Annotated in this window: 17 protein-coding genes and 2 pseudogenes; 14 read left to right on the plus strand and 5 right to left on the minus strand. The window is 38.7% G+C overall.

What is annotated here, in order from left to right; genetic code table 11:
- Window positions 1-236: 236 nt before the first annotated feature.
- Both HEMROJRC1_RS00630 and HEMROJRC1_RS00635 read left to right on the plus strand, forming a co-directional pair.
- Window positions 237-828, plus strand: a pseudogene (locus HEMROJRC1_RS00630) (PCRF domain-containing protein); the annotation flags it as partial.
- A gap of 57 nt (window positions 829-885) precedes the next feature.
- Window positions 886-1,764: a LysR family transcriptional regulator ArgP gene (locus tag HEMROJRC1_RS00635; RefSeq protein WP_226692891.1), complete on the plus strand. Its 879-nt coding sequence runs from the start codon at window positions 886-888 to the stop codon at window positions 1,762-1,764.
- A gap of 50 nt (window positions 1,765-1,814) precedes the next feature.
- Here HEMROJRC1_RS00635 and HEMROJRC1_RS00640 read toward each other — a convergent pair whose 3' ends face one another.
- A complete protein-coding gene (locus HEMROJRC1_RS00640; protein WP_226691153.1) occupies window positions 1,815-3,953 on the minus strand; it encodes a lysine decarboxylase LdcC in 2,139 nt (712 codons plus the stop codon).
- A 10-nt stretch (window positions 3,954-3,963) separates the two neighbouring features.
- The gene (gene cadB / locus HEMROJRC1_RS00645) at window positions 3,964-5,280 is read right to left on the minus strand and encodes a cadaverine/lysine antiporter (protein WP_226691154.1); all 1,317 of its coding nucleotides are present in this window, start codon (window positions 5,278-5,280) and stop codon (window positions 3,964-3,966) included.
- Between the two features lie 323 nt (window positions 5,281-5,603).
- On the opposite strand from cadB, the gene lysS reads away from it, so the two are divergent.
- Window positions 5,604-7,112, plus strand: coding sequence for a lysine--tRNA ligase (gene lysS, locus HEMROJRC1_RS00650; protein WP_226691155.1), 1,509 nt, complete (start codon window positions 5,604-5,606; stop codon window positions 7,110-7,112).
- Between the two features lie 580 nt (window positions 7,113-7,692).
- Complete coding sequence (locus tag HEMROJRC1_RS00655) at window positions 7,693-9,138, plus strand: catalase (protein WP_226691156.1); 1,446 nt, start codon at window positions 7,693-7,695, stop codon at window positions 9,136-9,138.
- A 96-nt stretch (window positions 9,139-9,234) separates the two neighbouring features.
- On the opposite strand, the gene HEMROJRC1_RS00660 is transcribed toward HEMROJRC1_RS00655, so the two are convergent.
- Together HEMROJRC1_RS00660 and iolB are read right to left on the minus strand one after the other, a co-directional pair.
- Window positions 9,235-10,068 carry a MurR/RpiR family transcriptional regulator gene (locus tag HEMROJRC1_RS00660; protein WP_226691157.1) on the minus strand — a complete coding sequence of 278 codons (834 nt, stop codon included), beginning with the start codon at window positions 10,066-10,068 and terminating at the stop codon, window positions 9,235-9,237.
- A gap of 339 nt (window positions 10,069-10,407) precedes the next feature.
- Window positions 10,408-11,241, minus strand: coding sequence for a 5-deoxy-glucuronate isomerase (iolB, locus tag HEMROJRC1_RS00665; protein ID WP_226691158.1), 834 nt, complete (start codon window positions 11,239-11,241; stop codon window positions 10,408-10,410).
- Window positions 11,242-11,444: 203 nt separating this feature from the next.
- Between iolB and HEMROJRC1_RS00670 the strand changes: the two genes are divergently transcribed.
- From HEMROJRC1_RS00670 to HEMROJRC1_RS00690, 5 genes and pseudogenes are all read left to right on the plus strand, one after another.
- Window positions 11,445-12,953 carry a CoA-acylating methylmalonate-semialdehyde dehydrogenase gene (locus HEMROJRC1_RS00670; protein ID WP_226692892.1) on the plus strand — a complete coding sequence of 503 codons (1,509 nt, stop codon included), beginning with the start codon at window positions 11,445-11,447 and terminating at the stop codon, window positions 12,951-12,953.
- A gap of 136 nt (window positions 12,954-13,089) precedes the next feature.
- Window positions 13,090-14,225, plus strand: a pseudogene (locus HEMROJRC1_RS00675) (Gfo/Idh/MocA family protein).
- A 282-nt stretch (window positions 14,226-14,507) separates the two neighbouring features.
- Entirely contained in the window at window positions 14,508-15,446 is a 939-nt protein-coding gene (locus tag HEMROJRC1_RS00680; RefSeq protein ID WP_226691159.1) for a substrate-binding domain-containing protein, read from the plus strand.
- Between the two features lie 102 nt (window positions 15,447-15,548).
- Window positions 15,549-17,051 carry a sugar ABC transporter ATP-binding protein gene (locus HEMROJRC1_RS00685; RefSeq protein WP_226691160.1) on the plus strand — a complete coding sequence of 501 codons (1,503 nt, stop codon included), beginning with the start codon at window positions 15,549-15,551 and terminating at the stop codon, window positions 17,049-17,051.
- 59 nt (window positions 17,052-17,110) lie between these two features.
- On the plus strand, window positions 17,111-18,064 hold the full coding sequence (locus HEMROJRC1_RS00690; RefSeq protein WP_226691161.1) for an ABC transporter permease: 954 nt from the start codon (window positions 17,111-17,113) through the stop codon (window positions 18,062-18,064).
- A gap of 511 nt (window positions 18,065-18,575) precedes the next feature.
- On the opposite strand, the gene iolC is transcribed toward HEMROJRC1_RS00690, so the two are convergent.
- Entirely contained in the window at window positions 18,576-20,489 is a 1,914-nt protein-coding gene (iolC, locus tag HEMROJRC1_RS00695) for a 5-dehydro-2-deoxygluconokinase (RefSeq protein ID WP_226691162.1), read from the minus strand.
- A gap of 333 nt (window positions 20,490-20,822) precedes the next feature.
- Between iolC and iolD the strand changes: the two genes are divergently transcribed.
- The 5 genes from iolD (at window position 20,823) to tnaA (ending at window position 26,636) form a co-directional block, all read left to right on the plus strand.
- Window positions 20,823-22,763, plus strand: a complete 1,941-nt coding sequence (gene iolD / locus HEMROJRC1_RS00700) for a 3D-(3,5/4)-trihydroxycyclohexane-1,2-dione acylhydrolase (decyclizing) (RefSeq protein ID WP_226691163.1) — start codon at window positions 20,823-20,825, stop codon at window positions 22,761-22,763.
- 32 nt (window positions 22,764-22,795) lie between these two features.
- The gene (gene iolE, locus HEMROJRC1_RS00705; protein WP_226692893.1) at window positions 22,796-23,692 is read left to right on the plus strand and encodes a myo-inosose-2 dehydratase; all 897 of its coding nucleotides are present in this window, start codon (window positions 22,796-22,798) and stop codon (window positions 23,690-23,692) included.
- A 2-nt stretch (window positions 23,693-23,694) separates the two neighbouring features.
- Complete coding sequence (iolG, locus tag HEMROJRC1_RS00710; RefSeq protein WP_226691164.1) at window positions 23,695-24,705, plus strand: inositol 2-dehydrogenase; 1,011 nt, start codon at window positions 23,695-23,697, stop codon at window positions 24,703-24,705.
- A 269-nt stretch (window positions 24,706-24,974) separates the two neighbouring features.
- Window positions 24,975-25,046 (plus strand): tryptophanase leader peptide, encoded by a 72-nt coding sequence (gene tnaC, locus HEMROJRC1_RS10905; RefSeq protein WP_226692894.1) that lies wholly within the window; start codon window positions 24,975-24,977, stop codon window positions 25,044-25,046.
- Window positions 25,047-25,220: 174 nt separating this feature from the next.
- Window positions 25,221-26,636: a tryptophanase gene (gene tnaA, locus HEMROJRC1_RS00720; protein ID WP_226691165.1), complete on the plus strand. Its 1,416-nt coding sequence runs from the start codon at window positions 25,221-25,223 to the stop codon at window positions 26,634-26,636.
- Window positions 26,637-26,703 lie beyond the last annotated feature (67 nt).

Consider the following 26,703-nt stretch of genomic DNA (forward strand, 5'->3'; position numbering starts at 1 on the left):
TGTTTTGGGGGGCGAGTAACCGTTCGGCAGTGCGTTTGCATAAACGGGTCATCGGTACATGTTTTTCTGCACACGGTAGATAATCGCTAGATCCTTGGTAACCCCTTTGCAGACAACAAAGATAACGAAAATAACCTCAACGCCTTGAATCTACCCAATTCCCTGAAAATAGCATATAATTCACTGCTCATAGTAAGTTTAGGCAACGATTATATTTGAAATCAATCCGATAAAATGTAGATCTGCAAGCGGGTTCAGACAGCACAGAAGCCCAAGATTGGACGGAAATGCTGTTAAACGTGTATTTACATAGAGCGGAAAGTAAAGGCTTTAAAACCTGACGGCGATGTCTCCGGTATTAAATCCGCCACAATTCGAATGTCCGATGAATATGCTTTCGGCTGGTTAAGAACCGAAAACGGCATACACCACTTAATACGGAAGGCCCGTTTGATTCCAACAACCGTCGTCATACCTCTTTTAGCGGCACTTTCGTTTATCCTAAAACTGATGAGGATATTGAGATCAACCCGGCAGATTTACGTATTGACACGTATTTAGCCTCCTTTGTCGATGCTCTGTACATCAGCAAAACCAAAAGTGCGGTCAGAATTGTCCACATTCCGAGCGGTATCATCGTGCAATGCCGAAACGACCGTTCGTAACACAAAAATAAAGAGCAATGGATGAAACAGCCGGAGCAGCAGAATCTGCTTATACGCTTAGGACGGCGGTCGTATCAAAAGCTTACGCACAGACGTTGAAAGCCACAATACACAAGCCGTACCGGACAGTGATCTTGATCGTTTTATTGAAGCAAGTTTAAAAGTTAGGACTATAAGGCGCTTAATTATTCTAATGACACATAAAAACCTAATAAACGTTATGCAACAAATAGATTATAAATCCCTTCGATTACTTGATTTGATTATTAAAGAACAAGGCTTCGAAAAAGCATCAAATAAATTAAATATTACCCAATCTGCCGTATCCCAACGGATTAAACAACTTGAAAATGATTTTGGCGAGCTATTGGTAACTCGTACAGTTCCGCCAAAACCGACCGAATTAGGGAAAAAGTTATTAAAACTGCTTTATCACGTTAATTTATTGGAACACGATATTTTTGATAACGGTGGGTTAAATATTGAGAGTATTCCGCTGTCAATTAATGCCGATTCACTTGCCACTTGGTTTCTACCGGCAATCCAAGACATCTTGACCGATCCAACTTTACGTCTGAATATTAAAATTGAAGACGAAACCAAAACCTTGGATAGTTTAATCTCCGGAGATGTTGTTGCTGCCGTCAGTACTTATTCCAAGCCTATTATCAATGGAAAATGTGATTACATCGGTTCATTAGATTATATTTTGGTTTCTTCGCCAAATTTTGCAGAAAAATATTTTCCTCATGGGGTTAATAAAGAGGCTTTACTTAAAGCTCCGATTGCAACTTTCTCTCAATCTGTTGATCAACATCATATTTTTTTACAGGAATATTTTGGCATTAGCCCGGGCAATTTAGTCAGCCATGTTGTCCCTTCATCTGAAGCTTATATTCAACTTATTTTACAAAATTCTGTTTGTTGTATGATTTCCAAACAACAAATTCGTAATGAATTAGCGAAAGGAAAAATTATCAATTTATTACCTGAATTAGTCCAGCATAAAAAGCTCTATTGGCACCGATATAATTTAGAATCGGAATCCATTAAAAAACTCAGTGTTTGTATTAAAGAAAAAGGAACATTGTTATTATAATAATAGCCCGATTGAATCAAACGTCAATCGGGCTATTCTATTATATTAAACTACATCGATAAGACTTTGACTTTATAACGTCCGTCATCTTGCCGATAAGCACCGTGAATATCCGTTTCAAAGCCCGGATAGTGAGATCCGATTTCACACAACATCATTAAGAAATCTAAAATAGATCGGCTTTCTTCAGTAATCATCTCTCCCGGCATAACTAAAGGAACTCCCGGCGGATACGGAAGAATCATATTTGCATTGACTTTACCAATCATATCCTCCAAATAGCAGTCTTCTATTTTGCCATTTAATTCTAGTTGGAAAGCATTATTTGGCGTCATTACCATTTTTGGCAACACTTCAAACGCATTAAACATCAAATTTGGTAACTGATGTTTACAGATTAATTGATGAATACCCCGTGCTAATTCTTGGATTGACATATTCGCATAAAAATGCGGATCTTGTGCATAAATTTCTGGCAAGACCTTTTTGACACATAAATTAGCATCATACATTTCTTTGAACTCATTTAAGCCTTGTAGTAACCCCATTGCTTTCGTATCGTCAATACCGAAACTGAACAATACTAATAAATTATAAGGACCGGTTTTTTCAACAATAATCCCCCTTGAATCAAGGAATTTTGACACCAATGTTGCCGGAATTCCCGTTTCTTCCAATTCGCCGTTTTGATTCAACCCCGGCGTTAAAAGTGTTACTTTTATCGGATCAAGATACATATGTTGCGGATCAATATTATTAAAGCCATGCCACATACTTTCCGGCTCTAACTCCCAACATTCGATACAATCAATATTTTGAGGTTGCCAAACATCGAAGTACCACGAATCAATCGCCTGTTTATGATTTTTAATTACTTTTCTAAATTTGACTGCTCTTTCTATTGCATCTCGCATTAAATGCTTACCGTTATTCCCTTTCATCATTGCCGCTGCAACTTCAGTTGAAGCAACAATGCCATAATGCGGAGAGGTCGAGGTATGCATCATATAGGCTTCGTTAAAGGTTTCTTCATTTATATCACCTTTAATATGAATCATTGACGCTTGTGAAAACGCTGCCAATAACTTATGAGTTGATTGCGTTTCATAAATCACTTTATCCGGCACACTTATTCCACCCATACCGGTTTTTCCATTGTAAATCGGGCTAAAATTCGTATAAGGAACCCAAGCAGAATCAAAGTGAATCGATTTCACAGCCAAATTTTGCTTGATTTTATCCGTGTTATAAAACAAACCGTCATAAGTCGAATTCGTAATCACAGCATGTACAGGCCATTTAGCCCCTTTTATTTCAGCAATTTTTCGCTCAATTGATTGAGGTTCAAACTCTGATTCCGGAATACCTCCAAGTAATCCGTAAGCATTACGGGTTGGTTTAAGATAAATCGGGATCACATCACTCATCATCAGTAAGTGAGTTAAGGATTTGTGACAATTACGATCAATAAGAACCGTTTCCCCTGAAGGAACAGAATACATACCGACAATTTTATTGGCTGTCGATGTGCCATTCGTCACAATATAACTGCGATCCGCATTAAAAATATCAGCAATATATTTTTCCGCTTCTGCATGGGGACCAGAATGATCCAGTAAAGAACCCAATTCATTTATCGATACGGAAATATCGGATTTAAAACTGTTTTCACCAAAGAAATCATAAAAAATACTGCCTATCGGTGAACGTTGAAATGCTGTACCGCCCATATGACCAGGCGTGCAGAATGTATATTTACTTTCATTTACATAATGAAACAAAGCTTTGGTGAAGGGAGGAGTGATTTGATCAATATAATGCGAAATAGATTTGTCTATTTGTTTGATGACTTCCGTATGACTATACAAATTACTATCGATATATTGCACACAATCATCAATGACATCAAAATCAATTTCTATACCACTTTCGTTTTCCTTGACTACAAAAATCGGTAAATTTTCATTAATTTCAATAATTTTTTTCACCAACTGTTGATTTACAAAATCATCGTAGAAAAAATCTACCGTAAACAGAACCGCTGAAATTCGTGCGTTATTTTTTAATAAGGAAAGTAATTCTCCCTGTCCGGTTGTTTGAATAACGGCATAATGGCTATGTTCAATATGATTGCTAAGTTCATTAAGATATTTTGTTTCTTTATTGTGCCCGATTAAAATTGTTTTCATAATATGCTCCTTAGATTGATTGCGAATTAGATTGTTGATGCCCTAGTTTTTTTGCATAAAATGCAAAAATGGCTAATGAAACCAAAATCGTTGCAGTAATTTGATAATGTTCGGCACCAGCTAAAGCGATAAAACAAAATAAAATCGCCAGAATGGAAGCCAATAAACTTAATGTGCTTTTTGTGGTTACGCCTTCAAAACGAATTAAATTTATTGCGGAATAGAAATAAGGGAACATTGTCAACATAACGGCAATACTTGTTAGCTGAGTAAATAAATCTGCGGCATTCGAGCCGCTTGCACTCATTACCGTGAGTAACAACATAAGAATCGTCATCATTGTTGAAGCGGCAATCAGTCCTTTTCTTGGCACACCGTTACGATCGGTTTCACCAAAAACTTTAGGGAAATTTCCATCATTTGCTGCTCTTAAGCCGGCTTGACCAACCAACATCATCCAAGAACCTAAAGAAGTTAGACACGCAATCGCAGTAAAGGCAGAAACAAAAGGTGATGCCCATTCCCCTATAATTTTTGAAGCACTTAAAGCAAAAGGTGCTCCTGATGAAGCCACTTCCGCATTTGGAAACATACCGGCAATCACTTGAGAAGCCATAACATACACGATACCAGCCAACCCGGTTCCCAATAACGTAGCGAGCGGAACTGTTCTTTGTGGATCTTTTACCAAACCACTACTGACTGAAGCTGATTCAACCCCGACAAACGCCCATAGACATAGTAAAACGGAATTAATCACAGCTTTGGAGGAATCCATTGATCCTTCAGCAATCCAGTTTGCTTGATAAATATCATGATCAAACCACGCCCAACCCAAAATCGCCGTACCAATAACCGGAATCAAAACTAAAATCAGACCAATTGAAGTTAATCGGCTAACCCAAGCTCCTCCCAGCAAATTCACAAATGTGAACAACCAAACTGCAACAATCGCCGCCATTGCTGCGGGGATAGGTTCATTTAATATAGGAAAGAAAACAGATGAATAAGCAACTGCCGTTATCGCAATCGCTAAATTACCAATCCAATTAGCGTGATAATACAAAATTGAAGTTTGATACCCCAACATTGGCGAAACTTCTCCAGCATAAGCAATCGGTCCGCCCTCTTGAGGATTTTTTGTACTCAGTCGCGCAAAAACATAAGCTAAAGCTAATGCTCCCAATGTTGCTATAACCCAACCGAAAATAGATATAGAACCTATTTTCGCTAAACTTGCGGGCAGCAATGCAATCCCGCTCCCCATCATATTACCTGCAACAACCGCTATACAGGTAAAGAGACCTATCTTTTTGGATGGACTCATAAGATCACCTCTTCTAAGAAAAAATTAACCCATTTAGATAATTGGAAATTCAAATTATCTAATAAGATTATTGATCTAATAAGATTAACTTATATTGATCTATATCATAAATTTTATTTATTTTTAATGAAAAATAATTAATTATTCTTATAATCAGAAGTGTAAACATCATGAAAAGGAGATAAATAAACAACGATTAAACTGATTTTCCCCCTACAGAACGCAGGAGATTGATTTATAACCACAAGGCTTCATGCTATTTAGATTGAATTTAGCCTGTGCTTATAATGGTAACCACTAACGGTATTTAAGGAGCAACATCAATGACAGAACAACAAACCCCAGAATTAGATTCTCAAGGAGAAATGGCGGTACGCCGCAAAAAACTCGCTGCATTACGAGCAAAAGGTAATCCATTTCCCAATACTTTTCGCCGCGATGCTTTAGCACAGGATTTACATCAACTCTATGATGACGTTGATGGCGAATCCCTAAAATCCCCTGAAATCAATGTCAAAGTCGCCGGGCGAATTATGACTCGTCGCATTATGGGAAAAGCCACTTTCGTGACGCTGCAAGATGTCAGCGGACGTATTCAACTTTATATCGCCCGTGATAACCTCGCCGAGGGTGAATATGCCGAAAACGTAAGCAACTGGGATTTGGGTGATATTGTCGGTGTAAGCGGTACATTATTTAAAACCCAAACCAACGAATTGAGCGTGCGTTGCAACCAAGTTGAGCTACTGACCAAAGCACTTCGTCCGTTGCCGGAGAAATTCCACGGCTTATCGGATCAGGAAACTCGTTATCGCCAACGTTATCTTGATTTAATTTCCAACGAACAATCCCGTCGTACTTTTATTATTCGTTCTAAAGTCGTTGCCGGTATTCGCGAATATTTTATCGGTAAAGGTTTCTTAGAAGTGGAGACCCCAATGTTACAAGTGATCCCCGGCGGTGCATCTGCATGTCCGTTTGTTACCCACCACAATGCCCTTGATGTGGATATGTATTTGCGTATTGCTCCGGAACTTTATCTTAAACGCCTTGTGGTCGGCGGGTTTGAGCGAGTATTTGAACTTAATCGAAATTTCCGCAATGAAGGGATTTCCATTCGCCACAATCCTGAATTTACGATGTTGGAATATTACCAAGCCTATGCGGATTACCACGATTTAATGGATAACACCGAAGAATTATTGCGTAAATTGGCATTAGATATTTTAGGCACAACCATTGTCCCTTACGGTGAATATGAATTTGACTTCGGCAAACCGTTTGAACGTATTACAATGCACGATGCCATTCTGAAATATGGTGGTGATAAAGGTATTGTCAAAGATGATTTATACGATTTCGAGCGAGCCAAAGTCATTACGGAAAAATTGGGGATTGACGTGCAAAAATCTTGGGGCTTGGGCAACTTAGTCAATGTGATTTTTGAAGAAGTGGCAGAACATCATTTAATTCAGCCGACTTTCTTAATGGCACACCCGGCGGAAATTTCTCCATTGGCACGCCGTAATGATGAAAACCCGGAAGTCACCGATCGATTTGAATTATTTATCGGCGGACGTGAAATCGGTAACGGTTTCTCCGAATTAAATGACGCTGAAGATCAAAATCAACGCTTTGATGATCAAGTTGCTGCTAAAGAAGCCGGCGATGATGAAGCGATGTTTAAAGATGACGATTTTGTTGTGGCACTTGAACATGGTTTACCGCCAACCGCCGGCGAAGGCTTGGGTATCGACCGTTTGGCAATGTTATTCGCCAATGTACCGTCCATTCGAGATGTCATTCTTTTCCCAGCAATGCGAACCAAATAAAAGCGATAAATAACAATCCTCACATAACCCGTGCGGATTGTTATTTTACTTTAAGTAAAAACAGTTTCTCTCAAACTAGAAGCAAAGAAACCTTCATCTACTTGTAATTAAAATATGTTAAAAATTGACCGCACTTTCGTAAGGTTTGGGCGCATCACTTTGATACGGTTAATGCGGTACTCGTGAGGAGATTAGGTAATGTTCTGTCAATATTTATTGTAGATACTACATATCCAGTGTCTTTTAATGATTTTATGTCTTCTAGGTATAAAGCACCAAAATTTTGTCTTTTGGCAAAATTAATAGTTTGTTGATATAAAAGGTTATTTATTTGCATAACATTTTCCCTTAAACCTTTAGTAACAAAATTGTTACATTTAGATTCTATACTAAAATATTCTTAGTTCTTCCTAAAGCTCTAAAAAAATTATAAAAAAACAGACACTCTCAATACTTCCTGCCTATCAAAATTTAATTATTGATAGTTATATATTATCCATTTGATAGATTGCTAAATTTTTAAGCCAAATTATAATCCTAAACGAAATTTACTTACTCTTAACTATTTGGAGAAATGCCTATGTCAGCAAAATGCCCATTTGATCACAAAACCTTAACCACTGCAGCGGGTAGCCCTGTTGTAGATAATGACAACACGATGTCAGCAGGTCCACGTGGTCCTTTATTATTACAAGATGTATGGTTTCAAGAGAAACTTGCCCACTTCGCACGTGAGCGTATTCCTGAGCGTGTAGTTCACGCTAAAGGTTCTGCCGCTTACGGTACTTTCACGGTTACCCAAGACATCACTAAATATACCAAAGCTGCTGTTTTCAAACCGGGTACACAAACTGAAGTATTATTACGTTTTTCAACTGTAGCGGGTGAGCGTGGGGCTGCCGATGCAGAGCGTGATGTGCGTGGTTTCTCATTAAAATTCTATACCTCACAAGGTAACTGGGACTTAGTGGGCAACAATACACCGGTATTCTTCATTCGTGATCCACTAAAATTCCCGGATTTTATTCACACTCAAAAACGTAATCCGCAAACTAACTTGCGTGATGCTAACGCTGCGTGGGATTTCTGGTCTCGCCACCCTGAATCAATGCACCAAATTATGACGTTATTCTCTGACCGTGGTATTCCACAAACATTACGTCATATGAATGGTTACGGTAGCCACACTTATAGCTTTGTCAACGAAGCGAATGAGCGTTTCTGGGTGAAATTCCATTTCAAAACCCAACAAGGCCATAAATTCTATACCAACGAAGAAGCGGCAAAAGTTGTAGGCGAGAACCGTGAGTCTAGTCAACAAGATTTGTTTGAGTCCATTGAGCGTGGTGAATTCCCACGTTGGACAGTACAAGTCCAAATTATGCCGGAAGCCGATGCTCACAAACATAACTATGCATTTGACTTAACCAAAGTATGGCCACACGCTGATTACCCAGTGATCGAAGTGGGTGTGTTAGAATTAAACCGTAATCCGCAAAACTACTTTGCAGAAGTTGAACAAGCTGCCTTTGCACCAAGCAACATCGTACCGGGAATTGGTTTCTCACCGGATCGTATGTTACAAGGACGCTTATTCTCTTACCAAGATGCACAGCGTTACCGCTTAGGTGTGAACCATCACCAAATCCCGGTGAATGCACCAAAATGCCCATACCACACTACACATCGTGATGGAGCAATGCGTGTAGATCACAACGGCGGCACAAACCCTAATTACGCACCAAACCGTTTTGAAACTTATGTGCCAACCCACGATCAAGTTCCACTCCAAATTGAACGTGAAGCGGCTCACTTTAACTTCCGTGAATATGATGAGGATTATTACTCACAGCCGGCTGCGTTATACAATATCTTCACTTGTGAAGAAAAAGACCGCCTAGCGGCTAACTTTGCGGCAGGTCTTTCAGGTGTAACCGTACCGGAAATTGTGGAAAGACAATTAGCGCATTTTGAAAAAGTAAACACAGAATTAGCGAATGCAATTCGTAGCAAATTAGCTAAATAATAAAATTAAATGCCAAGGTATGAAAACCTTGGCATTTTTTATATATCTAATCATAGCTTGTTCAAGCTAAATTCGGATAATAATTTGACCGCACTTTTACACTAGTTTTGTGGATTCTTTTTCTAATCCCAACGTAATCGCCAGTGTTTGCACTAATGTCATTGTCGAGCATTGAGAACGAAATCCCAGCACTTGTGCTTCTTTAATAATAAAAGAAATATCACTAAAAGTAAGCAAAGGGCTAATTTGGCTATCCGTAATCGCAATTTGTCTTACTCCTTTCTTGGCGGCAATGCTGGCAATATTTAAGGTTTCATCCGCATAAGGTGAAAAACTGATAACAACAATAACGTCGCCCTCTTTAACCTGACTAAGCTGTTCATCAAACATTCCCCCTAATCCATCAATCACAAAAGAACGACAATCTAAATGTAGTAGGGCATAATTGAAATAGCAAGCGACACTAAAAGAACGTTTCAATCCAATAACAAAAATATTATTGGCTTGATTTAAAATTTTTGCCGCAGCACGAAGCTGTTGGGTATCGGTATTGGCTGCGAGCTGCTGAAGTGCGAGCCCATTGGCTTGAGAAAAAATAGATAAAATATTTTCAGCCGAGTTATTATGCTGCTTATTAAGTTTGTGGGAAAGTTGTAACCGTTCCGTATAATTGGTGGTTTTTTCCATAAGATTTTCCCGAAAGATCTGTTTCATTTCATTAAAACCGGAAAAACCAAACTCTGCAGCAAAGCGAATAAGGGTTGAAGGTGGGACATTAGCCTTTTCAGAAATAACGGCTACCGTATCAAAAACAATACTATCGCCGTTATCTAAAATATATTGAGCAACCTGCTTCAAACGTTTACTTAAACTATCATAACGTAATCGAATTTTATTTTGCAGATCTTTTAATTGCGTATTTTCTTCCATATTTACCTTTATAACCGATTGAACGGAAAGGACTATCGTCAATAATAAAAAGAAGAGTGATTTTCTACTTTTTTATTCACGACTATGCCGATGTCTCTTAATAATGCCCAAACAATGAGCAACCATTTTATATCAATATATTTTTTTAATAAAATCAAATCGCTGTTTTAATATATTTTTATTCAACACAAAAGACATATCGCATTCTATTTCCGATATTATGCGGTGATTACAGAATTTGTTATTTTTTAGAAACGGACATGACTGCCTAAATCTTCTTATTAATTTAACACCAATGGAGCCTATCAACATACATTCGGCTACATTGGTGTTCTCTGACTATTTTTCAAATTTTTTGGCATATTCAGAGGTATTTATCCAACTATGATCTTTCTCCCAACTAAAACGCCATTGTCTTACGGGCCCTGCCATCACATTTAGATAGTAATTATTATATCCTGCTATTGTTGCAACAGGGTGATAGCCTTTCGAAACTTGCACAACATCACCATCATAAACCGCCATACATTCATCTAAAGATCTATCATCAGTATAAACCCGCTGCAATGCAAAACCTTGTGGCGGATCAAAACGATGATAATAAGTTTCTTCCAAATAAGTTTCCTGATCTGAATTTTTCTGATCGTGTTTATGGCTTGGAAAAGAACTCGTGCAACCTTCATCCGTAAAAACCTCAACAACTAATAACGCATCAGCCGCTTCTGCTTCGGGCAAAATGTTATGGACCAAACGTTTATTATTGCCATACCCTCTTTTTTCAACGCTTATCTGTTCCGGCGTAATTAAACGTACAGGTAAATTCCCTTGGCTTGGTGCCCGACATACGGCAATTTCTGCTTCGGTATCAGCGGTGATATGAATAATTCGGTTATGCGGTACATAAACCGCATAAGGTGGAATTTTTTCGAAAGGTGTCATCCGATTACCGATTTTATGAAATGTTTGCTCTGCAACGGTTACACTGACTTTCCCGGCAATCATCACTAAACAGACTTCGGTTTTTTCAGTATCTAAAACTAAATTTTGCAGGTTTTTTAGATGATACATTTCAAAACCGACATATTCCCATTTAGCACTTTCCGGTGTAATTTTTTGTACTTCACCATTTTCTAAAGGGGCGTTTTTTCTGGATTTTGACAATAAATAACTCATATTTTCTCCTTACTTACTGAATATTCAAAATCATACGCTTTTAAACAAATTGGTCTAGAACATTTTTCCAAAAATTAGATCCAGCTCACAAAATGAAATTTTTATTTCAAAAAATGGTTCTTGATATTGATTTATTGAAATAAATATTTTACTTTGTATAAAGTCAGTATAGCTATTTCACTAATTAAGTTAAGGAGCAAATGATGGAAACCGTGCATAATTTTATTAATGGTAAACAAGTGGAAAGCCAAGGCGAAAGTGTTTGGCCTATTTTTAACCCTGCAACCGGTGAACAAATTCGCCAAGTCCGAATGAGTACGGCAGAAGAAGTAAATGCAGCCACAGAAGCTGCCTATAACGCTTTCCCTGCTTGGGCGGCGACTTCTCCACTCAGACGGGCTAGAATTTTATTTAAATTTAAAGAATTATTACAACGAGACTGGGACACGTTGGCACGCTTAATCACTGAAGAACACGGAAAAGTTTATTCGGATTCCTGCGGAGAACTGACTCGTGGATTAGAAGTAGTAGAATTTGCTTGTGGTATTCCTCATTTATTAAAAGGTGAATTTTCAGAACAAGTCGGCAAAGGGATCGATATTCATTCAAGTATGCAACCTCTAGGAGTAACGGTTGGTATTACGCCTTTTAACTTTCCTGCTATGGTGCCAATGTGGATGTTTCCTATTGCTTTAGCTTGCGGGAATACCTTTATTTTAAAACCGGCAAAAGCCGATCCTTCTTTATCCATTCGTTTAGCGGAATTACTAAAAGAAGCCGGCTTACCTGATGGTGTATTTAATGTTGTCCATGGTGATCGTCAAGATAATGAAATTTTATTACGTGATCCGAGGGTACAAGCCGTCAGCTTTGTTGGTTCAACCACCGCAGCAGCCCATGTACATAAAATCGGTTCGGAACACGGAAAGCGGGTTCAAGCGCTGGGAGCAGCGAAAAATCACGGATTAGTGATGCCTGATGCCGACATTGATACAACGGTAAATGCCATTTTAGGTGCTGCATTTGGTGCAGCCGGTGAACGCTGTATGGCCCTACCTTTAATTGTAACAATTGATGATGAAACGGCAGATAAATTAGTTGCCGCTCTTAAGCCGAAAGTAGAAAATTTACGCTTTGGTCCGGGAATAACACCGGAAGGTGAAAAAGAAATGGATTTCGGCCCCTTAATAACCCAACAACATTTAGACAATGTTACCCGTTACATTGACATAGGGATTGAAGAGGGGGCTACTCTACTTGTTGACGGACGAGGTAAAAAACCGGAGGGATACGAAAAAGGCTATTTTATCGGCGGTACCCTATTTGACAATGTAACACCGGATATGACGATTTATAAAGAAGAAATTTTTGGTCCGGTTTTAGGAGTTGTTCGGGCAAATAGCTTTGAACACGCAATGAAGTTAATTAATGAGCATCCATTTGGCAACGGCACGGCAATCTTTACTGCCGATGGCGGAACTGCTCGCGAATTTGCTTATCATGTACAAGCCGGTATGGTCGGCGTTAATGTACCGATTCCTGTTCCAATGGCATTCCACTGTTTTGGTGGTTGGAAACATTCTGCATACGGAGCATTGAATGTATATGGAACGGACGGCGTGCGTTTTTATACGAAGATGAAAACCGTTACAACACGTTGGCCGAATAAATTCACCTTAGAAAATGCTGCTTTCAGTATGCCTACGCTATAAGTGCGGTCGAAATAAAGGAAGATTTTTAAGTCTTCCTTTTTTCTTATTTCTCGTATTTATTTTCGTAAAATTTATCACTTTAGTTTATTAAATATGATCAATTTATATTGATGATAACTTTAATAAGGAGTTAACGATGGAAACGGTTCGTATCGGTTTAATCGGTACCGGGTATATAGGACGCTGCCATGCTATTGCTTACGCTCAAGCCCCGACAGTATTCGATTTAGAAGCAAAATTAGAGCGGGAATATTTGGCAGAAATTACGCCTGCATTAGCGGCACAAAAAGCAAAGGAATTTGGCTTTAATCGCTCAACGGGAAATTGGTTTGATGTTGTGCAAGATCCGAATGTTGATGTTATTGATATTTGTACGCCTAATTTTCTACATAAAGAAATTGCACTCGCCGCAATGGCACATGGCAAACATATTTACTGTGAAAAACCCCTCGCATTAACCTCAGCTGATGCTAAACAAATGTATGAAGCGGCTGAAAAAGCAGGCGTGAAAACGTTAGTTGGATTTAATTACATTAAAAATCCGACTACACAGCTGGCGCGAGAAATTATAGCGAATGGAGAAATCGGAGAAATCGTGCATTTCTACGGCACGCATAACGAGGACTATCTCGCTAACCCAAACACACCTTTAGATTGGCATTGTCTTACTGCAAAAGCAGGATTAGGCGCATTAGGTGATTTAGGTGCACATATCGTGCAAATGTCACAATATCTATTAGGTAGCGATATTAAAGAGGTAATCGGCGATAAGCAAACCGTTATTCCACAACGCCCTAATTCAAAAAATCTTACGGAATATTTACCTGTAGAGAATGAAGACCAAGCAACGGCAATGCTCCGTTTTGCAAATGGTTGTATGGGAACAATTGAAACATCACGCATTGCCTGCGGTAGGAAAATGGGGCTTAGCTATGTGATTACCGGCACCAAAGGCACAATCAGTTACACACAAGAACGAATGGCGGAATTAAAACTTTACTTGCATGAGGCCCCCCGGCACGTCAAGGTTTTAAAACTATTTTGACCGGGCCCTTACATCCCGATTATAAAAACTTTTGTATCAGTGCGGGTCATGGAATCGGTTTTAATGATCAAAAAACCGTTGAAATTCGAGATCTCATTCTCGGTATTGCCCGCAATAAAACGATGTATCCGGATTTTTATGAGGGATTTAAAGTTTCCCGTGTATTAGATGCGATCGCACTTTCCTGCCGACAAAAACGTTGGGTTATGGTTGATGAATTGGGTTGAGTTTAATTAATTCCGGATTATCTATTCTAAAACGGTAATTCAAAAAATTGCCATTCTTTCATCTTACAACAAGAAAAAATGAAGGTTAATTCAGAAAAAATGAGATCTATTTCACATAATTATAACATCATTGTTGTGTGGTTTTATTTGCTATGCTACATTCAAAAAATGAAATAAAAAATTCATTATTTCATATTTTGAAATTTATATTCGTGAAAAGTGGTCGGTAATATAGCGGTATTTCAATCATCTTATTTTATCTTTTACATCAAGGAGTAATTTATGAAAAAGACATTATTAACGCTATTATGCGCAGGTATATTATTCTCATCACAGAATGCAATAGCCAAAAATCTCGTGATTGGTGCGCCTATGCAATCTTTTGCGGATAAATGGCAAACCTACTTACAAGATGCGATTCGTGATTTTGATGCGCAGCATGATGATGTTGAAATCAAACTTTCTGATGCAAATAGTGATCCTGCCCGTTTATTAAATGATGTCGAAACCTTTATCGATCAAAAAGTCGATGCACTTTTAGTCGTACCAACAGACCCCAACATTGTCAAAGTCATTGCCCGTAAAGCCAAAAAAGCCAATATTCCGCTTATCATCGTTAATCGTAAACCTAATGATGAAGATATGCACTTAATCACCAGTTTTGTAGGCTCTGATGAATTGGAAGGGGGACGTATCCAAGCTGATTTTATTGTTAATCAACTGAATGGAAAACCGGCTGAAAGCATTATTTTACTCGGCATTTTAGGCTTAGATGCAACGACAAAACGTACTCAAGGTAACAAAGAAGTATTTAAAAAGCATAGCAATATTAAAGTGATTGCAGAACAAGAAGGCAAATGGGAGCGCGATCGCGGATTACAAATCGCCGAAAATTTAATTGCCGCAAATAAGAACTTAAACGTGATTGTCAGCAACAATGACGAAATGGCAATCGGTGCGATATTAGCCAGCCGTAAACTCGGATTAAAAGACGATGATGTACTCATTGTCGGGCTTGATGCCACACCGGACGCACTTGAATATCTCGGTAAAGGGCTAGACGCAACGGTTTATCAGTCTGCTATCGGTCAAGGTACAACCGGTGCAGAAATCGCTTATGCAGCGGCTAAGGGTGAACAAGTGCCACATGTTAAATGGGTGCCTTTTGAATTAGTTACTCCGGATAAAAAAGCGGAATATCAAGCAAAATATAAGAAATAACACGGAATATTAAGGTGGTTACACGCCGCCTTAATAAAAAACTACTCAAAAAATTACCGCACTTTATGACAGAAATATTGATCACAAGTGAAGGAGTAACAAATGGATTCAAACCGTTCCCCTTATATCTTAGAAATGCGCCGCGTGTCTAAAACCTTCCCCGGCGTTAAAGCGCTGGATAACATTAATCTAAAAATCAAGTGTGGTACTGTACATGCTCTAATGGGTGAGAATGGTGCAGGAAAATCCACGTTAATGAAAATTCTTTATGGCATTTATATCCCGGATGCCGGCGGCGAATTAATTTTAGACGGAAAGCCCTTCAATCCACACCGACCTATTGATGCCATTCGTAACGGGTTAACCATGGTTCCGCAAGAAATCTCACCGGCTGCCAATTTAACTATTGCAGATAATTTTTATCTAGGACGTGAAATTACCACGAAAAAATTCTTTTTAAACCAAAAAGAAATGGATAAAAGAGCGGCAGAAATTTTGGCTGAGTTAGGCGTACCTATGGATGTTACTGCAAAAATGTCCGATGTTTCCGTTGCAAAAGCACAATTAGTGGCAATTGCTACCGCTGTATCTAATGACGCCAAAGTAATTATTATGGATGAGCCTACTACAGCCTTGACTGAAAATGAGGTAGAGCAACTTTATAAAATCATTGATAAGGTAAAAAGCCGTGGTATTGCCATTATTTTTATCTCTCATAAACTAGACGAAGTTTTTCGTGTGTCAGACGAAATCACCGTGATTCGTGACGGACAATATATTGATACGAAACCGATTACTGATGTAACAAAAGAGCAGCTGATTTCAATGATGGTTGGTCGGGATATGTCAGAAATGTTCCAACGCGAGGATTTACAACCATCAGATGAGGTTGTCATTGAAATTAGAGATCTTTGTCGAAAAGGACATTATCAAAATGTGAATTTTTCTGTCCATAAAGGGGAAATCTTTGGTATTGCCGGTCTTGTTGGGGCAGGACGTTCTGAAATTGTCGAAGGATTATTCGGTTATAAACCGGCAGATAGCGGTGAAATTTATATTCACGGAGAAAAAGCCAATATAAAAACCCCGCTTGATGCAATGAAACACAAAATCGGTTTTGTTACAGAAGATCGCAAATTAACCGGGCTTTTCCTAAATCTAAGCATTACCGACAATATGATTATGCCTGAAATGTCGCCGTATTTAGAACACTTCCTCCTCTCCGACCAAAAAGCACAAAAAACCGCTTACGAACAAAAAGCAAAATTAAAAATTAAAGCACCTAATGTTGATGTGATTACCAATAACTTATCCGGTGGAAATCAGCAAAAAGTCTTATTAGCACGATGGTTATTATTAGAACCGGATATTCTTATTCTCGATGAACCGACAAAAGGGATTGATGTGGGGGCAAAGGCAGAACTCTATAAATTAATGGTGGAATTAGCCAAACAAGGAAAAAGTATCATTATGATTACTTCGGATATGCTTGAATTACTGTCAATGAGTGATCGTGTAATGGTTATGCATGAAGGGAAACAAGTAGGCATTATTCCTCGAACAGAATTAACTCAAGAGCGTGTTTTAGCACTGGCTTCAGGTTGATTATTCCATTGTTAAAGATTCAATTTAATTGCTAAACATTTCAAAATAAGGACGTAATTATGTCAAATCCTACCTTAAAGAAACTGTTAAATACCTACGGAATGGTGCTAATTCTAATTCTATTATTTTTGAGTTTATCAATTTCAATAGATGGTTTTTTCTCTGCGCGTACGATATGGAGTATTATTGAGCAAGTTTCTATGTTTGGAATTATTGCTATTGGCGTAACTTTCATTATTATCACCACAGGAATTGATCTTTCATCAGGTTCTGTTGTGGCACTCACAGCAGTATTATCCGCCTCTATTGTTACGGGCGGCGATTCGGTTACTGCCGCATTAATCGCCTTTGGAGCATCAATCTTACTTGGTGCGGCACTTGGTGCAGTTAACGGAGGTTTAACTGCAATCGGCGGTATTCCGCCATTCATTGCCACATTGGGTATGATGATTATCGCTCGCGGTGCTGCTCAGCTTTATTCTGATGGCCGCCCGATTGATGCTTCATCAGAGGCGTTTACTTGGATTTCGGATGTCAGTATTTTTAGCTTACCGGGTTTGGTATTGCTATATATTATCATTGTTATAGGATCACATATTTTACTTAGTCGCTCGACCTTTGGACGTCACGTCTATGCCGTAGGAGGCAATTTAAATGCGGCGAAAATCTGTGGTATTAATACGACTAAAACGTTAATTTGGGTTTATATACTTGGAGGTGCGTTATCAGGATTAGCCGGGGCGTTATTGGCTGCACGAACTTATGCCGGTAACCCTTCATACGGGCTTTCTTGGGAACTGGACGCAATTGCCGCCGCTGTAATTGGCGGTGTATCGCTCAGTGGTGGTTTCGGTACTATTCCAATGTGTGTGATAGGTGCATTAATTATCGGAACAACGAATAAAGGGCTTAATATGCTCGGCGTAGATCCCTACTGGCAGCAAATTGTAAAAGGCGGAATTATTGTTGTGGCAGTATTATTGGATACTTTAAAACGTCGTAAAAAAAGTTAGCTACTCTATTTCCCCCTTACACTACCTCTATTAAAGCAAATATCCCGATTATTTATTACCGGGATATTTTTTTATTAGGTAACCTTGAATATTCTTACCTAGAATTTAAACTGACCTAAAAATTTATTGTATGAGTAAATTAGCCCCTCTCCCTTAAAAATTAAAAGTGCGGTAGAAAAACTGCAGAATTATGCTGCATTTGCACAAGACATCGTAGATACCATCGATCCCGTAGGGGGCAAATTTTTGCCCACCTTTCTAATTACAATATTTCAATGATGGGCAACCAGTTGCCCCACTACCCTAAGAAATATCAAAGCTCTGTGTACAATTGATACCTAATACCGGAAAAACATTGCAAATTTTGACCGCACTTTAAGATAAATGAAGAGAATCCGAGTATCAAATGATTAGCATATCATTGTAGGCTGTTTATACTCACTTAACTTGGGTTGTCTAGATAAAAAAACATCCTCTCTTTTGAGAAGATGTTCATTGTTTTTTTGAAGTATCAATTTTTACGATTTCGCCATAAATGAATTAAGCGTCGGTAGCGTTCTGAAACCGCCTTGATGAGTTGTTGATCATCAATTTTTTCCGCTAACCAATCTGCCGAAGGCTGTCCGAAAATCGTTCTGCCTACAGCAAACCCTTTCACTAACGGCGCATTTGCAGAATGTTTAAATACTTCTTCAAAATGCGACTCCGGTGCATCTAATCCGAGGATAAGAATGCCACGGCAATAAGGATCATATTTTTCAATAATATGGCTGATAGATTGCCAGGTTTCAGCTGAAACACCCGGTAGCTTCCACCAGTCAGGCTTGATGCCGATTTGATAAAAATGTTCTATCATATCAGCATAATATCGTTCGTTTTGTTCCATATCTGCGGGCAAAATGATTTCTAATAAAAGTTCATGTCCGGTTCTACAGCAGGCTTGGTAAATTTCTTTGAGTTTATCATCTTGCGCGGATTTTAAATCGGTATTATCAGCCGGGTGGTAAAACACAAGGCATTTCACGATATGTTCTAATGGCCATGAAATTAATTGGCTCCCCAAATCACCATGTTCTAATGCCAATGGGCGAGAAGAAGGCAATTCAATAGGACGGCCAATCCACCATTTTTTACCGGTAATTTCATTTAATGCGGCTTGTCCGAATGTCGTATCGGCTAAAATTCCGGATTGATTCGGTGCAAGCCCCTCCTGTTGTGCGGTTTGTTCTGCCGCTTTTAACAACAAATTTTTAAGTTTTGAAATTTGTTTCAAATTCGCACCGCACTTTTCAGCCATTTCAATTAATTGTTTGCGATGATCAAATGCAAAAATACAGAGGTTATCCCATTGGGTTTTACGGGTCGTTACGCGATGTAGATGATTAAGTTTTTCATCTAAATCCGGACGTAATACGGATTCAGCTCGGGATAAATAATCATCCAACTCAATTTTAGTCGGCATAGCCGGCGCACAACCATGACGGGAAACAACCAAGGCTCCACAAGCATTGGCATAACGACAGCATTGTTCCCAGCTTTCACCATTAATGTAACCGCGTAATAAGCCTGACATAAAGGCATCTCCGGCACCGAGCACATTAAGCACTTCAACTCGAACTCCGTAAACATTTAAACCGCCATCTAAATCATCGGAAATTTCGGATTCAAAAACAGAGCACCCCTGTGCCCCACGTTTACATACTAAGACGGCTTTACTTACTTGACGAACGTTTTTCAATGCCGTTAATGTATCGGTTGAGCCGCCGGCAATATGAAACTCTTCTTCCGTACCGACAATCACATCAAAATGATGTAACACTTCCTGTAATGATTTTGTGACAGCGGTGGAATCAATATAACGTGTTTCTCCGTCACCTAATGATGTCAAGCCCCACAGAACCGGGCGATAATCAATATCCAGCAGGCGTTTGGTATGATTACGTCCTGCATATTCCAATGCCGTAAGCACCGCTTCACGTGTATTGGGATGTGATAAATGCGTTCCTGTAATCGCAAGTGCTTTTGCCGAGGCAATATAATCTTCAGTAAAATCTTCTTTAGTAATTGCCATATCGGCACAGTTATCACGATAGAAAATTAACGGAAACGTTTCTTGATCTTTGATACCGAGAATAACTAATGCCGTTAAACGATTTTTATCGGTAATTAAATGGCTGGTATCCACACCGACACGTTGTAACTCTTCACGTAAAAAACGTCCCATATGTTCATCGCCTACACGTGCCAGCATAGAAGATTTTACACCTTGAACCGCAGTACCATAGGCAACATTGCCTGAAGAGCCTCCCAAATATTTTGAAAAAGAGCCGGCATCCTCTAATCGAGCCCCAATTTGCCGGCTATATAAATCGACAGCAACACGACCAAGACAAATTAAATCAAGTGTTTTTTTAACGGTACTCATTGTTTCGTTCCTTATAGATGACTAATTTTTTCTATCCATTATTTCATATTCTACGCAAAATGAAATATAAATTTCATAAAATAATAAAATAAAATTAATATTCGTGATCGAGATCTCAAAAATCAAGTCAATTTTTTGTTTTAGTTATACGTATGTTTGGCAACATACTAATCATATAAGCATTTTCATTAAAATAAATCATTATGGTTTAAAAAATTTGATCGCTGTCACATAAATGAAATTTTCATTCTATTTTGTATTGAATTTGGTTTTGTTGTTCGTTTAAACTCCTGTGAGGAAAAAATCTTGTTTTATTGTTTAAAGGAGGTGGAGATGAAAACCGTTCGATTAACAGTGGCTCAAGCATTAATTAAGTTTTTGGATAATCAATATATTGAGTTTGACGGTAAGGTTACAAAATTTGTGGAAGGTATTTGGGCAATTTTTGGGCACGGAAATGTATTAGGACTAGGGCAAGCCCTAGAACAAGATTGTGGTGAGTTAATTTTACGCCAAGGACGTAACGAGCAAAGCATGGCACATGCAGCCATCGGCTTTGCCAAACAAAAGCACCGTAAGCAAATTTATGCTTGTACTTCTTCAGTAGGGCCCGGTGCAGCAAATATGATTACGGCTGCTGCAACCGCAACTGCCAATCGAATCCCTCTTTTACTGTTACCCGGTGATGTTTTTGCTACCCGCCAGCCTGACCCTGTTTTACAACAGATTGAACAGTCTTATGATCTCACAATAAGTACTAATGATGCATTTCGAGCCGTCAGTAAATACTGGGATCGAATCCAACGCCCGGAGCAACTGATGACCGCTTGTATCAATGCAATGCGGGTATTAACCGATCCCGCGCAAACAGGGGCGGTAACCCTTTGTTTACCTCAAGATGTGCAGGCGGAAGCCTATGATTTCCCGGATTATTTTTTACAAAAACGGATTCATCGTATTGAGAGAATATCGCCAACGGAATCAATGTTAAAAGCCGCATTGCAACTGATTTGCTCAAAGAAAAAACCACTTATTATTTGCGGCGGAGGCGTTCGTTATTCGGAAGCGGCGGAACAACTAAAAATCTTTGCCGAAACTTTCCACATTCCTTTTGGTGAAACACAAGCGGGGAAAAGTGCGGTCGTTTCCGAACATTTTTTTAACGTGGGCGGTATTGGAGAAACAGGTTGCTTATCAGCAAACTTATTAGCCAAAGAAGCGGATTTGATTATTGGTATTGGTACCCGCTATACGGATTTTACCACCTCATCAAAATGGATTTTTCAGCATCCGAATGTATCCTTCCTGAATATCAATATCGCCCGTTTTGATGCTTATAAACTGGACGGCATACAGGTTGTCGCAGATGCCAAAGAAACGTTAGAAAAATTGACCGCACTTTTACAGCAAAAAAATTATCTAGGGCAATGGGGAGAACAAATTGTCGTTGCCAAACAACAATTTGCGCAAGAATTAAATCGACTTAATCAGATTACCTATCAAGGCGAAAATTTTATTCCTGAAATTAACGACAGCCTCAATCAAGAAAAAGTTTTCGCCGAATTTATTGAATTAACCGGCTCTTGTTTAACTCAAAGCCGAGTTCTTGCTATTCTCAACGAACATTTAAGCGAACAAGACATCATTGTCGGTGCGGCCGGCAGTTTACCGGGTGATTTACAGCGAACTTGGCAAACTAAAGGGGAAAATACCTATCATTTGGAATACGGTTACTCTTGTATGGGCTATGAAATCAATGCCGCATTAGGTGTTAAGATCGCCGAACCGCAACGGGAAGTGTTCGCGTTATTAGGAGATGGCTCTTATTTGATGTCTCACTCTGAATTAGTAACTTCTATTCAAGAAAATAAAAAGATCAACGTCATTTTATTCGACAATATGGCAAACGGCTGTATCAATAACTTACAGATCGGACAGGGGATGAAGAGTTTTGGTACGGAATTTCGTTTCCGCAATCCGCACTCTCAGCAACTGGACGGCAACCTTATACCGATAGATTTTGCAATGAATGCGGCTGCCTATGGTTGTAAAACCTATAAAGTAACAACCGAAGATGAACTGCGCACCGCCCTACTTGATGCCAAACAGCAACGGGTTTCTACGCTTATTGATATAAAAGTATTACCTAAAACAATGGTACACGGCTATGGCAGTTGGTGGCACGTTGGTGTTGCCGAAGTTTCTGAGCGTCCTGAAGTTCAACAAGCTTATGAAAATGCGTTACAACAGCGCAAAAAAGCCAGACGTTATTAATGCAAAATTCCACTAAATAATGAGGATCAATGATGAAAGCTGAAAATATCAAATTAGGGATCGCCCCTATTGGTTGGACAAATGATGATTTGCCGGAATTAGGCAGCGAAAACACATTTGAACAATGTATTAGTGAAATGGCACTTGCCGGTTATGTCGGGTGCGAAGTGGGAAATAAATATCCACGTGATATTCCGCTACTTAAGAAAAAGCTTGCCCTTCGCAATATTCAAATTTGTAATGCGTGGTTCAGCACTTTTTTTGTAGATGGTAAGAAACAGCAAACTATCGATGAATTTATTAAACATCGTGATTTTCTCGCTGAAATGGGCGCAAAAGTTATCGGTTGTTCGGAACAAAGCCGAAGTATTCAAGGGACAACTAAATCGGTATTTAAAGAAAAGCCGATTTTTACTAATGAAGACTGGAAGTTACTTGCCGAAGGCTATAACGAATTAGCCAAACTTGCCGCTGAAAAAGGAATGAAAGTTTGCCTTCATCACCATATGGGAACAGGAATTCAAACTCCTGAGGAAATTGATCGTTATATGGAAGTCGTCAATGACGATGTATATTTATTATTTGATTCCGGTCATCTTTATTATTCCGAAGGTTCACAAAAAGCGATGTTGGCGGTGCTGGAAAAATATATTCATCGCATTATTCACGTTCACCTTAAAGACGTTAGAGATGAAATCATTGCAGAAGTAAAAGCGAATGATCTCAGCTTTTTACAAGGGGTGAAAAAAGGCACATTTACCGTACCGGGTGACGGTGTAATTGATTTTAAACCGATTTTTGATGTGCTTGAAAAATACGATTATAAAGGCTGGATGGTAGTTGAAGCGGAACAAGATCCGGCTATTGCCAATCCATTTGAATATGCCTTAAAAGGTCGTCAATACATTAAACAAACAGCGGGGATTTAACCATGCTTAAAATTGGAATTATCGGAGCCGGCCGAATCGGACGAGTACACGCCGAAAGTTTAACGAAATACGTCAAAGGGGCTGAAATCAAAGCCATTTCTGATGTTAATGTCACTGATGAATTAACAACTTGGGCAAAATCAAAAGGTATCCCTCAGGTTTATACTGATTACCACGCTATTTTGCAAGATCCTGAAATTGATGCCGTACTGATTTGTTCTTCAACTAATACCCACGCCCCCATTTCCATTGAAGCCGCTCAAGCCGGTAAACATATCTTCTGTGAAAAACCGATTGATTCGGATATTGAGAAAATTAAGGAAGTATTATCCGAAGTAGAAAAAGCCAACGTGAAATTCCAAGTCGGTTTTAACCGCCGTTTCGATCATAACTTTAAGGCGATTAAAGAGCGCGTTTTGGCAGGCGATATCGGCAAACCGCATATTATTCGGGTAACCTCAAGAGATCCTGATGCCCCACCGATTGAGTATGTTAAAGTATCCGGTGGAATGTTCTTTGATATGACTATTCACGATTTTGATATGATTCGTTATTTATCCGGCAGCGAAGTGACCGAAGTTTATGCCTGTGGCGGAGTGTTGGTGAATCCTGAAATCGGTAAAGCCGGTGATATTGATACCGCAGTCATAACCCTAAAATTAGCAAATGGTGCAATTGGCGTTATTGATAACAGCCGCAAAGCAGTGTATGGCTATGATCAACGTGCGGAAGTCTTCGGTTCTAAAGGTGCGGTACAAACCCGTAATGATACGGATTCAACGGCGATTTATTCTTGTGAACAAGGTGTTATCGCAGAAAAACCGAAGTATTTCTTCTTAGAACGCTATATGCAATCTTTCGCCGATGAAATGCAATGTTTTATTGATGCAATCATTAATGATACCCCAACGCCGGTAAACGGCAATGACGGCTTACAACCTGTCTTAATCGCTATTGCGGCAAAACGTTCCTTAGATGAAGGACGCTCGGTAAAATTAAGTGAAATCGTATAGCGTTTCAAACTAAAAATGTCCCGTAAAAATCTTTCTTTTACGGGATATTAAATCTCTTTACTATTTGGGAGTGGTTTATTCTTTGTTTTTAATTATGGGAAAAATAGATTAATTAAAATTAGTTACCATAAAAATAAAATGTGACGCTCATCACAAATTTAATAAAAATAAAATGACAATACTTAATTATATTGCTACGGTACTGAGGATATATTTTTATATCATCTGGTGGTTGTATCTCTATTGACTATTACAATATAGGTAAATTTATGTTTACTTTAATTCCACTTACACGTTCTTGGTTCATTATCGATCCCAAACTCCGTTTTTATTTCCCATAAAAATTTTCCCTTTCTTATTAACATTCATAGCAAGTCTCTTTCAAAGCTAAATTAATACAAATAATTTAGTAGGATTTTTCTTGCAATGAAATTCCCTTGTATTTATTTAATGCTCACTTTTATTACATAAAAAAAGTGATATGTCTCTTTTTTAGTTAAATTAAGGATTTTATTATGCAAAATTTTAAACATTTACCGGAACCTTTTCGTATTCGTGTCATTGAACCGGTTAAAAGAACAACGACAGAATATCGTGCCCAAGCAATATTAAATGCCGGAATGAATCCATTTTTATTAGATAGCGAAGATGTATTTATTGATTTGTTAACTGATAGCGGTACCGGTGCAATAACACAAGATATGCAGGCTGCAATGCTTAGAGGTGATGAAGCTTATAGCGGTAGTCGCAGTTATTATGCTTTAGCGAATACAGTCAAAGAAATTTTTGGCTATGAATATACAATACCCACTCATCAAGGACGTGGTGCCGAACAAATTTATATCCCTGTATTAATCAAAAAACGGGAACTGGAAAAAGGTTTGGATCGAAAAAAAATGACGGTATTTTCTAACTATTTCTTTGATACAACACAAGGGCATAGCCAAATTAATGGAGCGACAGTTTGTAATACTTATACTAAAGAAGCCTTTGATACGAGCATTAATTACGATTTCAAAGGTAACTTTGATTTGGAAAAATTAGAGCAAGGTATTTTATCAGTGGGTGCTGAAAACGTGCCTTATATTGTTTGTACGATTACCTGTAACTCAGCAGGAGGTCAACCGGTTTCCATTGAAAATATGAGAGGCATGTATGAAATAGCTAAAAAATACGATATCCCGGTTATTATGGATTCAGCCCGTTTTGCCGAGAATGCCTATTTTATTCAGCAACGGGAAAAAGGATATCAAGATTGGAGTATAGAACAGATTACTTATGAATCGTATCGTTATGCTGATGCGTTAGCGATGTCTGCTAAAAAAGATGCGATGGTGCAAATGGGCGGTTTATTGTGCTTTAAAGACAACAGTATGGAAGACGTTTATAACGAATGTAGAACATTATGCGTTGTACAAGAAGGATTTCCGACTTACGGAGGCTTAGAAGGTGGTGCAATGGAACGTTTGGCTGTTGGTCTACGTGATGGTATGCGTCAAGACTGGTTGGCTTATCGCATTAGCCAAATTGAATATTTAGTAAATGGATTAGAAAAAATTGGTGTAGCTTGCCAGCAACCCGGTGGACACGCCGCCTTTGTTGATGCAGGTAAATTATTACCGCATATTCCGGCTGATCAATTTCCTGCACAAGCTCTTTCTTGTGAACTCTATAAAGTGGCAGGAATAAGGGCGGTTGAGATTGGTTCATTTTTATTAGGGCGGGATCCGAAAACAGGATTACAATTGCCTTGTCCAGCAGAATTATTACGCCTAACTGTTCCCCGAGCAACCTATACGCAAACCCATATGGATTTTATTATTGAGGCGTTTGCCAAAGTGAAGGAAAATGCGAAAAATATTAAAGGTTTAACCTTCACTTATGAACCTAAAGTGTTGCGCCATTTTACTGCTCGCTTAAAAGAAATTTAGTCAAAATCAACCGCACTTTTATAAAGTGTGGTTTTTTATTATTCGCAAATATCTAGTATCTATGTTT

It is taken from the genome of Rodentibacter sp. JRC1 (assembly GCF_020521555.1).
GTDB classification, from domain to species: domain Bacteria; phylum Pseudomonadota; class Gammaproteobacteria; order Enterobacterales; family Pasteurellaceae; genus Rodentibacter; species Rodentibacter abscessus.